The organism is Mycoplasma sp. 1654_15, from assembly GCF_012516495.1.
GTDB lineage: Bacteria > Bacillota_I > Bacilli_A > Mycoplasmatales > Metamycoplasmataceae > Mesomycoplasma.
In genome coordinates this window covers 129,397-147,092 of record NZ_CP051214.1, presented here as the reverse complement: position 1 = coordinate 147,092, position 17,696 = coordinate 129,397, and the positions used below count along the sequence as shown (strand labels likewise).

Genomic DNA, 17,696 nt, shown 5'->3' with positions numbered 1-17,696 from the left:
AAAGTTAAATTACGATACGATATTTTATAATTAAAAAATAACCTTCTAAAATGAAGGTTATTTTTAACAATTATTAAACTTTGTTTCGAAAAAAAGTTTTGCGAATTAACTTATTTTTTTAAAAATGAATTCTTGTACTGTCCACTTTAAAAGAAGAAAAGATTAAAAAATTACAAATTAAAAAAATAATGTATAATATTCTTGCATAATATTAATTTACTATGTAAAATTTATAAAGAAAATATAAATAAATCTTAAAATAACGAAATCTAGCAAATTCAATATATTTTAAAACTTATCTATTTATTTTCTTTATTTTTAAAAAATTAAAAAATGAAAGGCTTATATGAAAAAGTTAAAAAAATTTATACTTCCTATTGCTATCTCTATACTCTCAGGCTTAGCAATTTTCTCTTTTTCTTCAATTACTTATAGTAATGATTTTAACAATTATACAAATAACGATAATGTATCACTAACTAAAAATAACTCATTAGCCTCTGCAAATTTCTCAGGAAATAAGTATATCACAAATATTTGAAAAGTTCCTAAAATTTTAAATTCTGAATCAAATTCAGATATTAAAGTAAAAGATGAATTAGAAATCAAACTCTATTTGGATGTCAGCCAAGAAAAAGGAACTTTTGCAGAAAAAGTTCAAAACTTAAGTAATAAAATTAAATTACTCGTAAAAAATGATAAAGCAAAATCTTCAATAAAAACTAGTCAAGTTCTTCCTATAATTTGAGTAAATTTTGATGAAGTAAAAGAGGCTGAAGATTTTATAAATGAAAGTAATAAATTAGAGTTTGTTAAAAAAATAATTTTCTTTAAAAAAGAATACTCTGAATCAAAAATTTACTTCCCGACTGAAGATTTTGCTAATTTTGAACTACCAAATCGTTCAGGAAGTTCTGGTGGTTCAAGCAGTTCAAGCAGTTCAAGTGGTTCTTCTAGCAAAAGTTCATCAAATGGAATAATCCAATCAGATAAAGATATATATTCTCAATATACTAGTTTTGACAATAAAAAAATCTTTAATGATATTAATTTAAAATCTTATAGAATAAAAGAATTAGAAAATAATTGAAATATGTCAAAAGTGGGTGTACTAGAAGCAAGAAATCTTTTTTTAGGTGGACAATCTAGATTTAGACATACACCAATAACTAAATATAATGATTACCCAGATAAAGGGAGTCGAAGAAATAAGCCCAGATATCAACATGGAACAGAGGTCAGTCATATACTAGCAGGTAAAACAGGTATAAATAATAATGCTAAAATATTTTATTCCAGTTTTTTGCACACTAATAGTGAATGACAAAAATCCATAGAATGAATGGTAATTGATAATGGAGTAAGAGTTATAAATCACAGTTATGGAAGTAGTAATGGATTTGAAGTTGAATATAATGATTCATCATATTTTATTGATTATATTTCTAGAAAATATGGTGTTTTAAATATTTTTGCAGCCGGAAATGGCAATGATGATGAAATACCAAATGGAAAGTGGATAGATGATACACAGCTAGCATACAATGCAATTTCTGTTGGAGCAACTAAGACAAGAAAAAATATTAATGATGATTTTACTATAGCTCCATATTCTAATAGAACACTTGAATCTCATCATACTGGATTACCAAAACCACTTGTTGTTGCTCCTGGAACGTTTAAAAACACAATTTTAAATGAGGAAATTAATGGAACTAGTTTAGCAGCACCTACTGTTACTGGTGCAATTTCAAACATATTTAGACAATTTTCTTATTTAGATAATGACGCTTATAGAGTTCCTAGTGCAACTGTAATCCTAGCCGCTTCTGCTCATTTACCTAAGAATGAACATCTAGAAAGAAAAAGCAATGGATTAAACAGTACATATGGTGCAGGTTTAATAGATTACGAAAAAATGATAGAAGCTGCTAGAAATATTACTACACTATCTACTGATGATTCCGCTAATAATAGTATCATTTTTACAAGTCAAGAATTTAATCTAAAACAAGACGATAATATTCAAATAGTTTTAAGTTGAATGTTTAATGCTGGTATCCTCTCAAAAAAGGAAAATGAACCAGAGGCAGAGAAAGTATGTTGATGAGAATGATTTATTCCTTGAAAAGCTCATAATAGACAAAAAGAGTTAGACGAAAAACATGTTGAAGAATTAAAAAAATGAAATAATACTCACATTAATAATCAGCGTCTAAAACTAAATGAAGCAAAACAAAGACAAAATCAAGCTTTATTTTCCGATTATGATTTGATTCTTGAAAAACAAAATAACAATGGAGATTGAGAAACACAATTGTGCTCAACAAGTATTCATAGTAATGTTGAATTAATAAATTTTAAAGTTTGAAATTCTGGAAAATATAGATTTAAAGTTAAAAAATACAAAAGTGCTTTATTTAAAAATTCAGTAGATGATAGAATAGCAGTGACATATACACTAAATAAAAAATAATGAAATATTCAAAGGATAAATTATATGAAAAAGTGAAAATTATTTTTATGTTCTATAATTTCTGCAAGTGCTAGTCTTGCTACTTTAATCTCTTGTGATAATAATAAAAAAGATATTAATGTATTTACTGATACAGGTACTAAGACTATTATTGATATTGAACAAGAAGCGGATTTTTTTACTAATAACATTCAAAAAACTCTTTATGATAATTTTAATGATTATAAAAAAAATTATTTTTTAAATTTATATTGAATATCATACTTATATCTTAAATTTGAGAATTTTGAACCTGGACAAAGAGTAAACGATGAACTTAGATATGGAGCAGATGATAAACAAATAGAAAATATAAATGATTCTAAGAAACGACATGAGGAAAGAAAAAAACTAGAAAAACAAAGAGATTTAAACAAAAAATCTTTTAAGTTATTAGCAGCAACAGAATTTCAAAGAAGAAAGACTTTAAAGTCTGTAAGTGAATTTAAAAATACAAATCCTAATGTTATAAAGCCAATATTAGAAGACTATTTAAGTAGAAACTTTCCTGATTTACAAAAAACTGAGTTTTTTAATAAATATAATTTGTATTACTACATAGATAACGGAGCTCATGTAATATCAGAATATTTTCCAAACAATGAAAATAGTTCTTTTTATTTTGATTTAGTAGAATCTGAAAAGAAATTATATATGTTCGATTCTTTTCCGGGTTATTATCCTACTATAATGCCTGCTATATATCGTGATCCAGGAGCATATGTGTCAATTGTAGCAATAGAAAAAAGCAAGAATGTTGTTTTTGCAAAAGATAAAAGAATAACTGCGATCATGAAATAAATAAAAGTTTTTAAACTAGAAAACACAAAAAAACCTTCTTTTTAGAAGGTTTTTTTGTGAAACAACTAATAATAAATATTATCCAATGTTTATATAAATAAAAGATACTATTAAGATATATCTTATTTTATTGATTTATGAAAATATTAAAAAAATTATATTTTTTGTCTTTTAAAATTGATAAATAATTTAAAATTTACTTTTATGTTAGAAATAATAGCTAAAGAAAATGATCATGGAAGGACATTACTAAAATTTGTATCTAAAACTCTAGAAAATTATAGTATTTTTCAAATAGAAAAACTTTTTAGAAAAAAAGAAATTAAAGTTAATAAAAAAGCACAAAGCAAAAAATACATTATTCAAAAAAATGATGTTATTCATATTTATACTAATGAAAAATTAGATAAGTTAAAAATACAAGAACAAGAAAAACAATCTAAAAAATATATACCTAGAAAAATTAAATTTTACTTTGATGTTGTTTATGAAGATGAAAATATTTTAGTTTTAAATAAACATATAAATGTTGCTGTTCACGATGGAGTTTGAAGTTTAGATAATCAAGTTTTAAAATATTTAAAAACACAAAAAATTAATTCATTTGTACCTTCACATGTAGGTCGCTTAGATAAAGCAACTTCTGGTTTAATTATTTATGCTAAAAATTACTTTTCTTTAGTCGAATTAAATAAAAAACAAAATTTCTTCTTAAAATACTATATTTTTCAATCAGATATAGAAATTAAGAAGGAATTTGAAGTAAAAATTAATATAGAAAAAAATGACAAATTAAAGAAAATGCAAGTAAGTAATAAAAAAAAATCAATCACTGCAATAACTAAGTTTTTTAATGTTGACAACTTTAAAGTTGCACAAATTATAACAGGTAAAAAACACCAAATAAGATTGACTTTAGAACACTTAGGATTTCCAATTTATGGAGATACAAAATATGGAGGGAGAAAAAATAAAAGATTATTTCTTCATTCTTACAAAATAATTTGCTTAAATTTAGAAGGTAAATTAAAATATTTAAATAATAAGACTTTCATAAATTTACCAAACTGATAGGAAAAACATGGAAAAAGAAAAAATTATTGAACTAGCTAAATTACTTTATTTTGAACCAACTCAAAAAGTAATTAACTTACTCTTAGATGAAGAGAAAAAAATTTTAAATGGTTTAAAACAAATTGACAAATTAAATCTTGAGAATGTACAGCCTCTTGATAGAGTGGATGAAACACTAGAAGACTTAAGTTTTTTAAGAAAGGATAACTTAGTACTTTCTGAAGAGAAAATGAAGGAAAATCAAGCAATTTTGTTTAAAAACTCAGTACATATTAAAGAAAATAAAATAGTAATTAAAAAGGTAATAAATGATTAAAAATCTAGGAAATTTTGAAAAAGCAAAAAAAATACTAAAAGAAGACAAAAACAATACAGTTTACTTCATTTTTGAAGACAAATTAAATGCTTTTAAAGAAAATGAAACATTATTAAAAGACGCTGTTTTTACAGTTAAAGCAAATTTCGCAAACAAATATGACAAATCTACTGGATCTTCAAAATCACTTGAAAATTTTGTACCTTCTTATAATGCAACCGTTATACAAAAAGTAATTGAACAGGGAGCAAATCCTGTAGCAATAACAAACTGTGATGAATTAGGACTTGGAGGATTGGGTTTATTTTCTTCAAATGGTCCGATTTATAATCCTTTAGATTCAAACAAAATAGTTGGAGGTTCTTCTTCTGGAGCTGCAGCTACAATAAATGAAAATATTTCTTTTGCAATTGCTTCTGATACTGGAGATTCAGTAAGAAGACCTGCTTCATTTGTAGGAAAAGTAGGTTTTAAACCATCATATGGTGCTGTATCTCGTTTTGGTTTGTTTTCTTATTCTACATCCTTAGATACTGTTGCTTGATTTGCTAACAATGTAAATGATGCTACTCAAGTAGCAAAAGCTGTTTATGGAAAAGATGAAAATGATTTGAGTTCTAAAGAAGTGGAAATTAATTCATTATCACTTGATTTTGAAGCAAATAAAGAAAAATTTAAACCAAAAAAAGTTGGTATTTTAAATTTATTTAAATTTGCAAAAAGCTATGTAACTAAAGCATTTCACAAAATAGTACATTTACTAATACAACAAGGCATAGAAGTTGAATTTATCAATGTAGACGAAGAGCTTTTAAAATGCATCGATCCTGTTTATGCCATTATAACTTATTCAGAAGCAACTTCTAATTTATCAGCAATTAATGGTTTAACTTTTGGGAATACTAAAGAAAATCAAACCTGAGAAGAAATTTTTAAAGATACAAGATCTAAATTTGATTACCACTTACAAAAAAGACTTATTTTAGGTTCATTTTATCTTTCAAAAGACAATCAAGAAAAATATTTTATTAAAGCTAAAAAAGCAAGAAGAGTTATCAAAGAATATTACGATAATATTTTAAGCCAGTACAGCTGTGTTATCTTCCCGAGCTTCGTAGGTGTAGCACCAGATGTTAAAAATATTGAAACTGATTATAGTTTAAATGGAAATATTTTAGGTTTTATTCTAACTCTTGCAAACTTAGTTGGAAATCCTTCAATTAGTATTCCTTTAGGCAAATACAACAATTTTCCATTTAATTTAAGCATAGAATCCAAACTTTATGATGATGCTAATTTACTAAAATATTCACTTTATTTTGAAGACTTAATTAAATCATTATCAGAGGAGAAAAATAGTGGCAACTAAAAAATATATCCCTGTTATAGGGATTGAAATTCACTTGGAACTCAACACAAAGACTAAAATGTTTTCTGAATCATTAAATGCTTTTTCAAAAAAAGAAAATACTAATATTTCTTTAATAGATTCAGGTTTTTTGGGTACTTTACCGAAAGTAAATGAAGAAGCAGTTAAAAAAGCAATTCATTTAGCTTCTGCTTTAAATATGAAGATAGAAACTGCTCTTTGTTTTGATAGAAAAAATTATTTTTATCCTGACTTACCTAAAGGTTATCAAATTACACAACAATTTAGACCTATTGGTGCCGAAGGATTTATTAATATAGAAACTGACAATAACACTGAAAAAAGAATAGCAATTCAAAGAATACACTTAGAAGAAGATACTGCTAAACAGATTCACAAAGACGAATCTACTTTTTTAGATTACAACAGAGCAGGAGCTCCTTTAATTGAAATAGTAACTCATCCTGTTATGTCTTCAGCAGAAGAAGCAGCAGCTTATGTAGATGAAATTAGAAAATTAGCTTTATTTTTGAAGATTTCTGATGCAAGACTTGAAGAAGGTTCTTTGAGAGCAGATATTAATTTATCTTTAAAAGAAGAAGGTTCAGAACAATTTGGAACTAAGGTTGAAATCAAAAACATAAACTCTATTTCTAATATTAAAAAAGCTATTTTACTTGAAATTGAAGAACAAATTAATCTTTTAAATAATGGTGAAAAAGTCAAACAAGTAACTAAAAGATATGATGACAAAAATAATTTAAATAAAATTTTAAGAGAAAAAACAGATTCAGTTGATTATCGTTATTTTCCTGAAACTAATATTCCTTGTTTTAACTTAACAGAATCCTATAAAAATGAAGTACTTTTAGATATAAAAGCTACTCCACAACAAGTAAAAAATAAACTTAAACAAGAAAAAATTACAGATTTTTACATAGAACAAATTTTAAATAATATTGACTTTTGAGAATATTTAAATGAAGTTGATTATAAGGATTTGGAAAAAACTATAAAAGTATTTTTTGCTGAAGTTGTACCTATTGCTAACAAGCAAGGATGAGAAAATTTAAATATAAATCCTTCATTTTTAAAGGAAGTTTTACAAAGTCTTGAAGAAAATAAAATAAATTTACAACACGTTAAAAAAATCTTGCCTATAAAAAATAAAGATGCTAATTTAACTTTTGATCAAATTTATCAAAATTTAAATATCAAAGTGTATTCAAAAGATGAATTAAATAAAATTATAGAACAGCTTATCGATCAAAACAGAGAGTATATTGAAAATAACATAACTAATAAAGAAAAAGTTCAAAAATTTTTAATGGGACAAGTAATGAAAGCTACTCAGTCAAATGCAAATCCAACAGAAATTAACGAAATTATTTTCAATAAACTTTCGAATTTATAATAATTTTTCTTCAAAATCAAGCAAAAACAGATAAATTTGCTTTAATTTTTTTGTAGATAATAATAAATAAACTAAAATTTATAAATATGGAAATTGAACATATAATACGAAATATAAGTCTTACTAAAACAGAAAAGCATTTAGAAGACTTTATAATAGGAAATATAAATTTATTTCTGGAAATATCTATGCAGGAATTTGCTAAAAAAGCAGACGTTGCACAATCTTTAATTACTCACTATATCAAAAAAATTGGTTATAAAGATATTAGCCATTTTCGTCGTTGTCTTTTACAGGCAAAAGTTAGAGAAGAAAAGTTAGCACCTAATGAATTGACTTTTTATGTCGAAAAAACAAATTTATTTTACTTTACTTCTATAGAAAAAACTTTGAAACAACTAGATATTGAAGCTCTAGATAAAGCTATTTCCATTCTAAAAAAATCAAAAATAACTTTTTTATATGGTTTAGGTACTTCTAGACAAATAGCGCAAGAAATGCAAAATGCTTTACTAAATATTGAATTTGTTTCTATCTTAGCAAACTCTATTGATGACATCGTTTTATACTCTCAAGCCTATAAATATGAAGATATTTCAGTGATTATTTTTTCTAAAAATTTTAACTCACCAGAATTTAGATTTTTAGTTGAAGCTGCTGAATTATTTAAATTTAATGTGATTGTTATTACTCAAAATTACAATGTTAAATCAAAAGATAACATAACAGTTGTATATTTTGCTACAGTAGAACAAAAAAATAGAAAAATTGCTTTAACTTCTAAAATCAATCAAATGTTCATTGGTGATATCATAGTGAGAAAAATTGCTAGCAATAAAATTTTAAAAACCAATGAATTTTATGAATATTTTAAATTAAATTGAAAATCTAAAAAAGGACATTAATAATGATTAAAAAAAATATAAAAGTTTTTGATACTGCAACCGAAGCAAACGAATTTTTACTTAATTTAGTAACAAATAAAATTAAACACAAATTAGTAAAAAATTTGGGTTTACCAACAGGTTCTACTCCAATTGAATTTTACAAACTTTTTGCAAACAAAATAAATACAGAAAAAATCGATGTTAGCCAAATAACAACTTTTAACTTAGACGAGTACTACAGATTAGATCCTAAAGATGAACAAAGTTATCATTTTTTTATGTTTAAACATTTGTTTTCAAAAGTAAAATTTAAAGCTAATAATTTTCCAAAAAGTGGAAAATATGATAGCCAAATCAAGCAAGCAGGTGGTTTAGATTTATTAATTTTGGGTGTTGGTAACAATGGACATATAGCTTTTAATGAACCTGGTAGTTTAAAAAGTTCACAAACAAGAATTATTGACTTATCTCCTGAAACCATTCAAGCAAATTCAAGATTTTTTAAATCAATTAATGAAGTTCCAAAAAAAGCTATTACTATGGGAATCGATACAATTTTTAAAGCTAAACAAATTGTTGTTCTTGCTTTTGGTCCAGCAAAGAAAAAAGCACTTGAGCAATTTATGCAATCAACTAAATTTGATCCTCAATTACCTATTAGTGCTTTATTAAATCATCCAAATACAATTATTTTAACTGATCAAAAATTATAATTTATTAGTTTGTAAAAGTTTTAATACACCTACCAATCCAGCGCTGTTTTTTAACTGGGTTGGTTTTATTTTTGTCTTAAAAGGGGTATTTGCTAATTCTTGGTAGAAATAATCTTCAATTTTCTTCAAAAAAGAAGGATTTAGATAAGAAATTCCACCACCAAAAATTATTTCATCTAGATCAAAATATATAGAAACTTGTGCTAAAAATAAAGCAACATTTTTTAAATAATCATTTAATATTGTTCTAAATTCAGAATTTGATTGATAGGTATTATCAAAGGTTTCATTATCAATTGAAGAAAAGTTAAATTGTTGTTTTATTTTGTTATTAAAACTACTAAAACTAAGAAAATTGTTTAGATTATTGTCATTGAGTTTTGTATAACCTAATTCCCCGATTAAAAAGTTTTTTCCTCTTAAAAGTTGTCCATTTCAAACTACACCTGTACCAACTCCGGTTCCAAATGTGACTAATGCAAAATTTTTGTTATTTGCTTTTTTTATTTCAGAATATGCAGCTGCTTTTGCATCATTTTCTGTTCAAATTGGAACATTAAAATATTTAGCTAATAAACGATAGTTTGTACCTTGTAATACTTTTAAATTATTTCCTGCATAAACAATTTTGTGAGTTCTATTATCAACAACTCCAGTTGATGCAATACCAATAGCCTTTAAATTTTTTCTGTAAGGTTTTATAAGTTCTTTTAATTGTTTAACAACATTTTTATGTTCTGTTCTGACTTTTCCTTCAAATACAAATTTTGCTCTTGATGTTGAAAGTGCATACTTAATATGTGTTCCACCTACATCTGCTAAAAAATAGTATTTCATGTTTTTCCTTTATCTTGAGTAATAAGCAAATAATATTTTAAATTAATTTAAGAAAAGATAAAAATGAAAATATTTTTTAAATTAAGATAATTAAAAATTATTTATGAAATTATTTTTTAATTAGAATTTTTGTTATTTTTAATTACTTATAATTAGGCTGTTTATATATCACATTTTTACGAAAGGCTATAACTATGCAAAAAAAATATCAAGGGTTATTCCCTGCTTTAATAACTCCATTTAATACAAAAGGAGAAGTTGACTATGTTGCTATTGACAAATTAGTAGAATACTTAATTAATGTTCAAAAAGTTGACGGATTTTATGTAACAGGATCAACAGGAGAATTTTTAACATTATCTTTAGAAGAAAAAGAAAAAATTCTTGAAAGAGTAGCAAAAGCTACAAAAAATAGAGTAACTTTAATTGCTCAAGTAGGAAATGTAAACGTTCATGAAGTAATTTACTTAGGTAAAAAAGCAAAAGAATTTGGTTTCGATGCTGTGAGTGCAATTACTCCTTATTATTACAATTTCTCATTTCAAGAAGTTAAATCATACTATGAAGAAATTACAGCAAATGTTGATTTACCTTTATTTATCTACTACTTACCTCAATTAGCAGGTAAAAAAATCGGAATTAAAGAGTTTGGTGAATTATTAAGCATCAAAAATGTAATTGGTGCAAAATATGGTGCTACAGATATTTTCTTATTTGAAAGATTATTAAGAACTTATCCAGAAAAATTATTCTTATTTGCTTTCGACGAAGCACTTGCACCAGCTTTAACTTTAGGAGCTAAAGGATTTATTGGTTCTACTTATAACATTAATGCAAAAGGAGCTAGAGCAATAATCGAAGCTTTTGAAAAAGGAGATAAAGAATTAGTTAAAAAATCTGTACATGAATACAACGATTTTGTTGCAAAATTAGTTGACATGGGAGTAATGGCAGGAATTAAAGCTGTATTTGAAGTAGAAGGTGTTATTCATGGAACAACAAGAAAACCTTTCTACCAATATGACCGTAGCACATTATTAGAAAAAGCTAAAGAAATACAAAAAATTATTAAAAAATAATAAATGGACTTTAGTTGGCTAGACTGAGTGCTAATGGTGTTTTATCTTATTGCAATGTTAGCAATGTCAGCTTACTTCTTTTTACAAGCAAAACACCAAAAAGCAAAAGGTCAATTTGATAATTCCAAGTACTTAACTGCAAAAGGAATGAAGATTCCTGCTATAGTAATTGGATTATCTATTTGAGCTACAGGACTTAGTTCCATTACTTTTTTATCAACTCCAGGGATTGCTTTTAAAACGGGTTGAATGTGAGCAATCACACAACTTTCTTTTTTCTTAGTAGTTCCTATTTTAATTAAGTTTGTAATTCCATTTTATAGAAGAATGACAGAATCTACAGCATATGCTTATTTACAAAAAAGATTTAGTTATTCTTTAAGGGCAATTGCTTCAATTTCCTTCATTTTGTTTCACATTTTTAGGATTGCAATTGTTTTATATATACCAACTTTAGCACTTTCTTTATTTGTAAACATCAATAGTTACTTGTTGTTATTTATAGTAATTGTTGTTGTAGTTATTTCCACTTTTTTGGGTGGATTTAAAGGAGTGCTTTGAACTGATGCAGTTCAAGGATTTGTTCTTTTTATAGGTATTTTACTTATTTTAATTTTTGGTTTAGCATATACAAATTGAAATTCTGATACTATAAAATACTCATTTTTTACCAAAGAAAATCAATGAAAAATAGACCTAGCTTCTGGAGGAATTTTCTTCATTTTTCTTTCTAAAATTATTGAAAATACCTTTACATACACAGCTAGTCAAGACATTGTTCAAAGATACAAAACAGGACAAAATATAAATGCAGTAATAAAATCTATTCATATAAATATTATTTTAGTAATTATTACTTTATTAGTATTTTATGGTGTAGGTTCTATGTTATACACTTACTATTCTTCACGTGGAATCAATGTTGATGATTCAAATGCAATTTCACAAATAGTAGGTGTAGAAAATGCAGCAAACAATCAACTTTTATCTTATTTTATTATTTCTGTACTTCCAATGGGAATTAGTGGCTTGATTCTTTCTGCTGTTTTTGCAGCTAGTCAGTCTACAATTTCTTCTTCTTTAAATTCATTAGTTACAACAATTGTGGTTGATTTTTGAAGATATTTTTATCCTCAAACAAGTGATAAAACGCTTAATATTTGATCAAAAATTCTTATAATTGTTTTTGGAATTTTTGGCTTTATGGTTTCAGCTTTACTAATTTATACAAAAGAAGAAAACATCATTAATTATTTCTTATCAATTATAGGATTGTTTGCAGCTCCTGTGGCAGGAACATTTATTTTGGGAATATTTACTAAAAGAACTAATTCACAAGGAGCTCTAGTAGGTTTAATTTGTGGGTTTCTTGTCTCATTTCCTTTATGACTGATGACACAAAAATTTATTCCTGAATCATCTAGAATAGTGTTTGGACCTGCTTGAATTACTATTATTTCATTCTTGAGTTCTTTAAGTATAGGTTATTTTACTTCTTTTATTTTTGCTTCATTTTTAAAGCAAAAATCTATTATTAATCTAAGTGTATGAACCAAAACAAAAGAATTTGATAACTTATTAAAATTAGAGAAATTAATTTATAAACAAGAAAAACTTTACAAAAAAACAACTAAAGGAAAAGAACAACTTTCGAATTTAGTTCAACAATTTGATTCCTTAACACAAATAGTTCATGAACAAATTCAACAAAATTAAATTAATACTAAATTATGGATACATTATTGAAAAATAAAGCATTTATTGTTTCTTGTCAAGTTTTAAAAGGTGAGCCTATGTATGGTGGAAAAACTGTATTAAAAATGGCAAAAGCTGCAATAAGTTCGGGAGCTGAAGGAATTAGAACTAGTCAAATAAATAATATTAAAGATATAATAAACGCTGACTTTAAAGTTCCAATTATTGGAATAATTAAGAAGAAATATAAAAGATTTGATGTAGTTATAACTCCTACCATAAAGGAACTTAAGCAACTAATTGATACCAAAGTTGATATAATAGCCATAGATGCTACTTTAAGAAAAAGACCTAAAAATACTACATTAGAACAAATGGTAGAGTATTTTAAAAAACATAAATTTCCTCATCAAAAACTGATGGCTGATTGTTCTGATTATGACGATGTTGAAATATCAATTAAATTAGGTTTTGATTACATCGGAACAACTTTACGTGGTTATACAGAAACAACCAAAAAAAATTCTTCAACAGAAAATGATTATCATTTTTTAAAATGAGCTTCAGCTCTTTGTAAAGCAAATAATTTAAAATTAATAGCCGAAGGTGGATTTGATACTCCAAAAAAAGCAAGAGATGCTTTAATTAAAGGTAATGCTGACGCTGTTGTTGTAGGTTCAGCAATTACAAGACCTCAATATATTACAAAACAGTTTTATGACAAAATAAAACTATAGAAAGTAAAAAAAGAGAGCAAAAAGTTCTCTTTTTTTACTTTCTTCTTTTTTCTTTATTTTTATAAAAATTATTATAGTAAAATTAAATTATTAATTTTGGAGGTTTAATGTCAACAGCTCACTTAATAATTATAATGATTTTGCCTTTTATTTTATTTTTAATGATTATATTTGTTTTTTCTTTTGAAAAACATTATTCTAAATTAACAGCCAAAATATTAAAACCTTTTTCTTTAGAAGATTATTTGTACTTAAAATATGAAAATCAAATTGATTTTAAAAAGTTTTTTTTACTTAGAATAATTTCTTATATAACAGTAATATCTTTTTATATTGTTATTAGCATTTTTATGATTTTGATATTTAACAAAAATCTAACAAGATTTCAAGAATTCCAAGAGGATACAAGCTCAATTGTCGTAACTTCAATAAGTGCAATTATTTTAGTAATTTTAATGTCTATTCATCTTTTTTTATCCAGTAAAATGTTTATAAAAAATAGGCAAATAGCTTTAGAAATGAAGAAAAAACATAATATTAGTCAAATAATAGATAAATTGTTTAAAGATGAAAATAACATTGTTGAATTACAAAATTTTGATTTTGAAATAGATAATCAGTTATTTTCAAAATTAAAAACTATACTAGAAAAATCTAAAATAAAGTCTTTAAAATTATTAAACAATAAACAGCAAACTCACGAATCTATTTTTTTTAAATCTTGTTTTATTTTTAGTCAATATTTTTTTACTTTTGTTGATAAAAACTTTAAAGATAATTTAATTTACTACTATAAAAATAAAAAAATTGATTCAACAACTTTTAATAAATTGATTCTTAATTGAATTTATACTAATATTTATGAAAAATATAGATAAGAAAGATAAAGAGCAAGTTATAAGATTTTATTTTGATGATGCAGGTGTTTTTAACAAAAACAGTAATGATAATGTTTTTGTTTATGCTGGTTTTTATTTTTTAGATGATTCTGATTTACTAAAAACCCATAATAAATTCTTGTATATGGAAAATAAATTAAGAAAGTCTTTTTATATATACAAAAATTTAAAGGAATTAAAAGCTTCTAAAATAAAGTTTGAACACAAAGAAAAAATATTTAATATTGTTGATTCTTCTTCTGTTATATTAGTTGCTACATTTATTAAAGACATTAATACTCAAATTCTTGAAGAAAAATCAAGCATTGGTAGATTTAAAGACTTTATGATAAAAAGATTAATTAGAACTACTTTGGAAAAACTAGTAATAGAAAATAAACTAGATATTAACAAAAAATTAAATATAAGACTTAATTTAGATCAACAAACTACCAAATCTAATGGTTATTATTCTTTAGAAAAATTGATTGCTGAAGATTTAAAAGGAACATCAAATCCAGAATATAATGACACTTTATTTTTTGATGTTGACATTAATCTTAAATATTGAAATTCGGCTTTTAAGCCTATAATTAGAGCCTCTGATTTAATTGCAAATCTTTCTTATAATTATTTAAATTATTTACAAAAAACTAAAATTAATAATATTTTGAATCAAACATATAACTTAATTTTTGTTCCACAAAATCAAATTAAGAAGATAAAAAATATAACTCACTATTAAAACTAATTATTCAAAAGTTTTTTATTTTCTTACACTAAAAAACAGTGAAAAATGATAAAAATTTCCTTCATTTTTCTATATAAATTTGTTTTTACACTTACAAAGTGCAAGAACAGGCACAGGTAATCCAACACCTACTGTTAACGCTGTAACAACTGAGCAATTAACTAGTGCAAAAACAAAAATTATCAAAAAATTGAAGCACAAAATACTTCAACTACTGCTGCATTTAACACAGTAAAAGAGTCATTAGAAAACTTAACAAGCACAGTAAAAGGTAAAAAACTTGAAGAACTAAAAGAAGAAATATTATCACTTCAAAATGTGTTCAATGAACAATTAGCAATAAAGACGATGCTTACCAACTTGTATGCTAAACTACAACAACTGGAAGTTCAAAAACAATACTTAGGAAAACCTAACGTTCTCTTTATAATATAAAATTATTAACAGATACAAAAAAACTGTGAGTATTCACAGTTTTTTTGTATATTTATTTTCTTAAATAAATAAATCTCTTATTATAAAATTAATTTTTTTCTTGTCTGCTTGTTTTTCTTTTATGAATTTTGCTTGTTCAACTGAATTATGGAATGCTACAGATTTTTTAAATGTGTTTTCTAAATCTCTTTTTAAATCTTGTAATTCTAAAATTTTATTTTCTAAACTAGATACAAAAGTTAAACCTGTTGTGGTATTTAAAAAAGAGTCGTCTTTTATTTCTGATAATTTTTGAATCAATTCTTTATTTTCTTTTATTTGGCTTTCAATTTCAGTTTTTTGTTCTGTTAGAGCCTTAACTACTTCTTGTTCAGATTTGTCTAACTCTTGTTTTTTCATTTGGTCTTGGGAATTACTTTGATCTTCGAAATCTTTACTTAATAGTTCTTTAGAAACTATGTGTATTTGGTCAGATAATTCTTTTACTTTTTCTAACAAGAAATTTACTGTAGTAAGTTGTTTTACTAATGTTATTTTTAAAGAATCTGTTAAGTGATTTTCAACATTTTTTTGAAATTTAGTTAAAGATTCTTTTGTTGAATTGATATCAGTAGTAGTTGAAGTTTTTTGTTCTTCAAGTTTGTTGATAATTTCTGTTTTTGCAGTAGTTAATTGCTCAGTTGTTACAGCATTAGCAGTAGGAGCTGGAGCGCTAGTTTCCGCTTGTGTACAGTGTATAATGATTTTCTTCTTTTTTAAAAGCTATTAACCTTTAATAAAAATGATATTTCATTATTTTGAAAAATTACACTGTAGCAAAGAGTATTTGAATAAAATTTTAATATTATTTAATAATTTTCTTTATAATTTAATTATGGATTTTAGATTTTAATATTTTATTAATAAACTTTCATATTTAAATTTTATGTTGTGTTGTGTAAAAAACGAAAGTTTATATATATTTATATATATAAAATCCTAAAAAATCTAAATCAAAAAATAAAAGAGGTATAAATTAACAAGATGAAATTTAAAACAAAAAAAATTTCTAAATTCTTATTGCCATTAGCTGGTTTATCATTACCAGTTGTAGCATTGATTTCATGCGGTACACAAGCGGAAACTAAAGAACAACCAGGTAAATCAGTAGCTGACCAAATTACTGATTTAACTACTAAAATTACAGCTTTACAAACTGAGATTACAACTAAAACTAATACAGTAAAAAATGAATTAACTACTGAAATTAATTCTCTAAAAACAACGGCAGAAACTTTACAAACCAAAGTGACAGAGCTCGAAACTAAAAATACAGAGTTAAAAACAGAGTTAGAAAAAGTTAAACAAGAACAAAAAAAATCTAAAGTTGACGCTCCAGTTCTAAAAATGACAATGCCAGGAAGAACAACAAATGGTCAAACAGGATCTACTGGTTCAACAGGTTCTACAGGTTCAACTAGTTCAACCGGTTCTACTGGATCAACAGGTTCTACAGGTTCAACTAGTTCAACCGGTTCTACAGGTTCTACAGGTTCAACTAGTTCAACAGGTTCTACTGGATCAACTAGTTCAACAGGTTCTACAGGTTCAACTAGTTCAACCGGTTCTACTGGATCAACAGGATCAACAGGGTCTACTGGTTCAACAGGTTCAACCGGTTCAACCGGTTCAACAGGTTCTACAGGGTCAACTAGTTCAACAGGTTCTACAGGATCAACTAGTTCAACAGGTTCAACAGGTTCTACAGGATCAACTAGTTCAACAGGTTCTACAGGGTCTACTGGTTCAACAGGTTCTACAGGTTCAACTAGTTCAACCGGTTCTACTGGATCAACTAGTTCAACAGGTTCTACTGGATCAACAGGTTCTACAGGTTCTACAGGTTCAACTAGTTCAACAGGTTCTACTGGATCAACTAGTTCAACAGGTTCTACTGGATCAACTAGTTCAACAGGTTCTACAGGTTCAACTAGTTCAACCGGTTCTACTGGATCAACAGGATCAACAGGGTCTACTGGTTCAACAGGTTCAACCGGTTCTACTGGATTAACAAGTTCAGGACAATCAAAATAAAACAACTTTAATAAAAAATACCTTCTTTTTTGAAGGTATTTTTTATATACAAATATATATTAATTTATTTTCTCTGAACCTATTTACTTACTTATTGACCTAAAAATGCTTTAGTGTATACA

16 protein-coding genes are annotated in these 17,696 nt (G+C 25.4%); 13 read left to right on the top strand and 3 right to left on the bottom strand.

Annotated features, from left to right (window positions below):
• The first annotated feature begins 346 nt into the window (after positions 1-346).
• The 8 genes from HF996_RS00650 to HF996_RS00615 all read left to right on the top strand — a co-directional run bounded on the left by HF996_RS00650 (position 347) and on the right by HF996_RS00615 (position 9,089).
• The gene (locus HF996_RS00650; protein WP_168910182.1) at positions 347-2,476 is read left to right on the top strand and encodes a S8 family serine peptidase; all 2,130 of its coding nucleotides are present in this window, start codon (positions 347-349) and stop codon (positions 2,474-2,476) included.
• 24 nt (positions 2,477-2,500) lie between these two features.
• Complete coding sequence (locus HF996_RS00645; RefSeq protein WP_168910181.1) at positions 2,501-3,316, top strand: hypothetical protein; 816 nt, start codon at positions 2,501-2,503, stop codon at positions 3,314-3,316.
• A gap of 204 nt (positions 3,317-3,520) precedes the next feature.
• Positions 3,521-4,390: a pseudouridine synthase family protein gene (locus HF996_RS00640; RefSeq protein ID WP_168910180.1), complete on the top strand. Its 870-nt coding sequence runs from the start codon at positions 3,521-3,523 to the stop codon at positions 4,388-4,390.
• A gap of 7 nt (positions 4,391-4,397) precedes the next feature.
• Entirely contained in the window at positions 4,398-4,706 is a 309-nt protein-coding gene (locus tag HF996_RS00635) for a glutamyl-tRNA amidotransferase (RefSeq protein ID WP_168910179.1), read from the top strand.
• Positions 4,699-6,075: an amidase family protein gene (locus tag HF996_RS00630; protein WP_168910178.1), complete on the top strand. Its 1,377-nt coding sequence runs from the start codon at positions 4,699-4,701 to the stop codon at positions 6,073-6,075. The genes HF996_RS00635 and HF996_RS00630 overlap by 8 nt, the downstream gene beginning before the upstream one ends.
• On the top strand, positions 6,065-7,489 hold the full coding sequence (gene gatB, locus HF996_RS00625) for an Asp-tRNA(Asn)/Glu-tRNA(Gln) amidotransferase subunit GatB (protein ID WP_168910177.1): 1,425 nt from the start codon (positions 6,065-6,067) through the stop codon (positions 7,487-7,489). The genes HF996_RS00630 and gatB overlap by 11 nt, the downstream gene beginning before the upstream one ends.
• Positions 7,490-7,575: 86 nt before the next feature.
• Positions 7,576-8,394, top strand: a complete 819-nt coding sequence (locus HF996_RS00620; protein WP_168910176.1) for a MurR/RpiR family transcriptional regulator — start codon at positions 7,576-7,578, stop codon at positions 8,392-8,394.
• A 2-nt stretch (positions 8,395-8,396) separates the two neighbouring features.
• Positions 8,397-9,089 (top strand): glucosamine-6-phosphate deaminase, encoded by a 693-nt coding sequence (locus HF996_RS00615; protein WP_168910175.1) that lies wholly within the window; start codon positions 8,397-8,399, stop codon positions 9,087-9,089.
• On the opposite strand, the gene HF996_RS00610 is transcribed toward HF996_RS00615, so the two are convergent.
• Entirely contained in the window at positions 9,084-9,926 is an 843-nt protein-coding gene (locus tag HF996_RS00610; protein ID WP_168910174.1) for an ROK family protein, read from the bottom strand. The genes HF996_RS00615 and HF996_RS00610 overlap by 6 nt on opposite strands.
• 194 nt (positions 9,927-10,120) lie before the next feature.
• On the opposite strand from HF996_RS00610, the gene HF996_RS00605 reads away from it, so the two are divergent.
• The 5 genes from HF996_RS00605 (at position 10,121) to HF996_RS00580 (ending at position 15,060) form a co-directional block, all read left to right on the top strand.
• On the top strand, positions 10,121-11,005 hold the full coding sequence (locus tag HF996_RS00605; protein ID WP_168910173.1) for an N-acetylneuraminate lyase: 885 nt from the start codon (positions 10,121-10,123) through the stop codon (positions 11,003-11,005).
• A 33-nt stretch (positions 11,006-11,038) separates the two neighbouring features.
• Positions 11,039-12,721: a sodium:solute symporter family transporter gene (locus HF996_RS03950; protein ID WP_217349330.1), complete on the top strand. Its 1,683-nt coding sequence runs from the start codon at positions 11,039-11,041 to the stop codon at positions 12,719-12,721.
• A gap of 26 nt (positions 12,722-12,747) precedes the next feature.
• Complete coding sequence (locus HF996_RS00590; RefSeq protein ID WP_334199181.1) at positions 12,748-13,437, top strand: N-acetylmannosamine-6-phosphate 2-epimerase; 690 nt, start codon at positions 12,748-12,750, stop codon at positions 13,435-13,437.
• Between the two features lie 107 nt (positions 13,438-13,544).
• The gene (locus HF996_RS00585; RefSeq protein ID WP_168910171.1) at positions 13,545-14,315 is read left to right on the top strand and encodes a hypothetical protein; all 771 of its coding nucleotides are present in this window, start codon (positions 13,545-13,547) and stop codon (positions 14,313-14,315) included.
• Positions 14,299-15,060 carry a DUF3800 domain-containing protein gene (locus tag HF996_RS00580; RefSeq protein ID WP_168910170.1) on the top strand — a complete coding sequence of 254 codons (762 nt, stop codon included), beginning with the start codon at positions 14,299-14,301 and terminating at the stop codon, positions 15,058-15,060. Before HF996_RS00585 ends, HF996_RS00580 begins: the two co-directional genes overlap by 17 nt.
• 501 nt (positions 15,061-15,561) lie before the next feature.
• On the opposite strand, the gene HF996_RS00575 is transcribed toward HF996_RS00580, so the two are convergent.
• A complete protein-coding gene (locus HF996_RS00575; protein ID WP_168910169.1) occupies positions 15,562-15,999 on the bottom strand; it encodes a hypothetical protein in 438 nt (145 codons plus the stop codon).
• A gap of 464 nt (positions 16,000-16,463) precedes the next feature.
• Positions 16,464-17,579, bottom strand: coding sequence for a DUF4573 domain-containing protein (locus HF996_RS00570; RefSeq protein ID WP_217349329.1), 1,116 nt, complete (start codon positions 17,577-17,579; stop codon positions 16,464-16,466).
• Positions 17,580-17,696 lie beyond the last annotated feature (117 nt).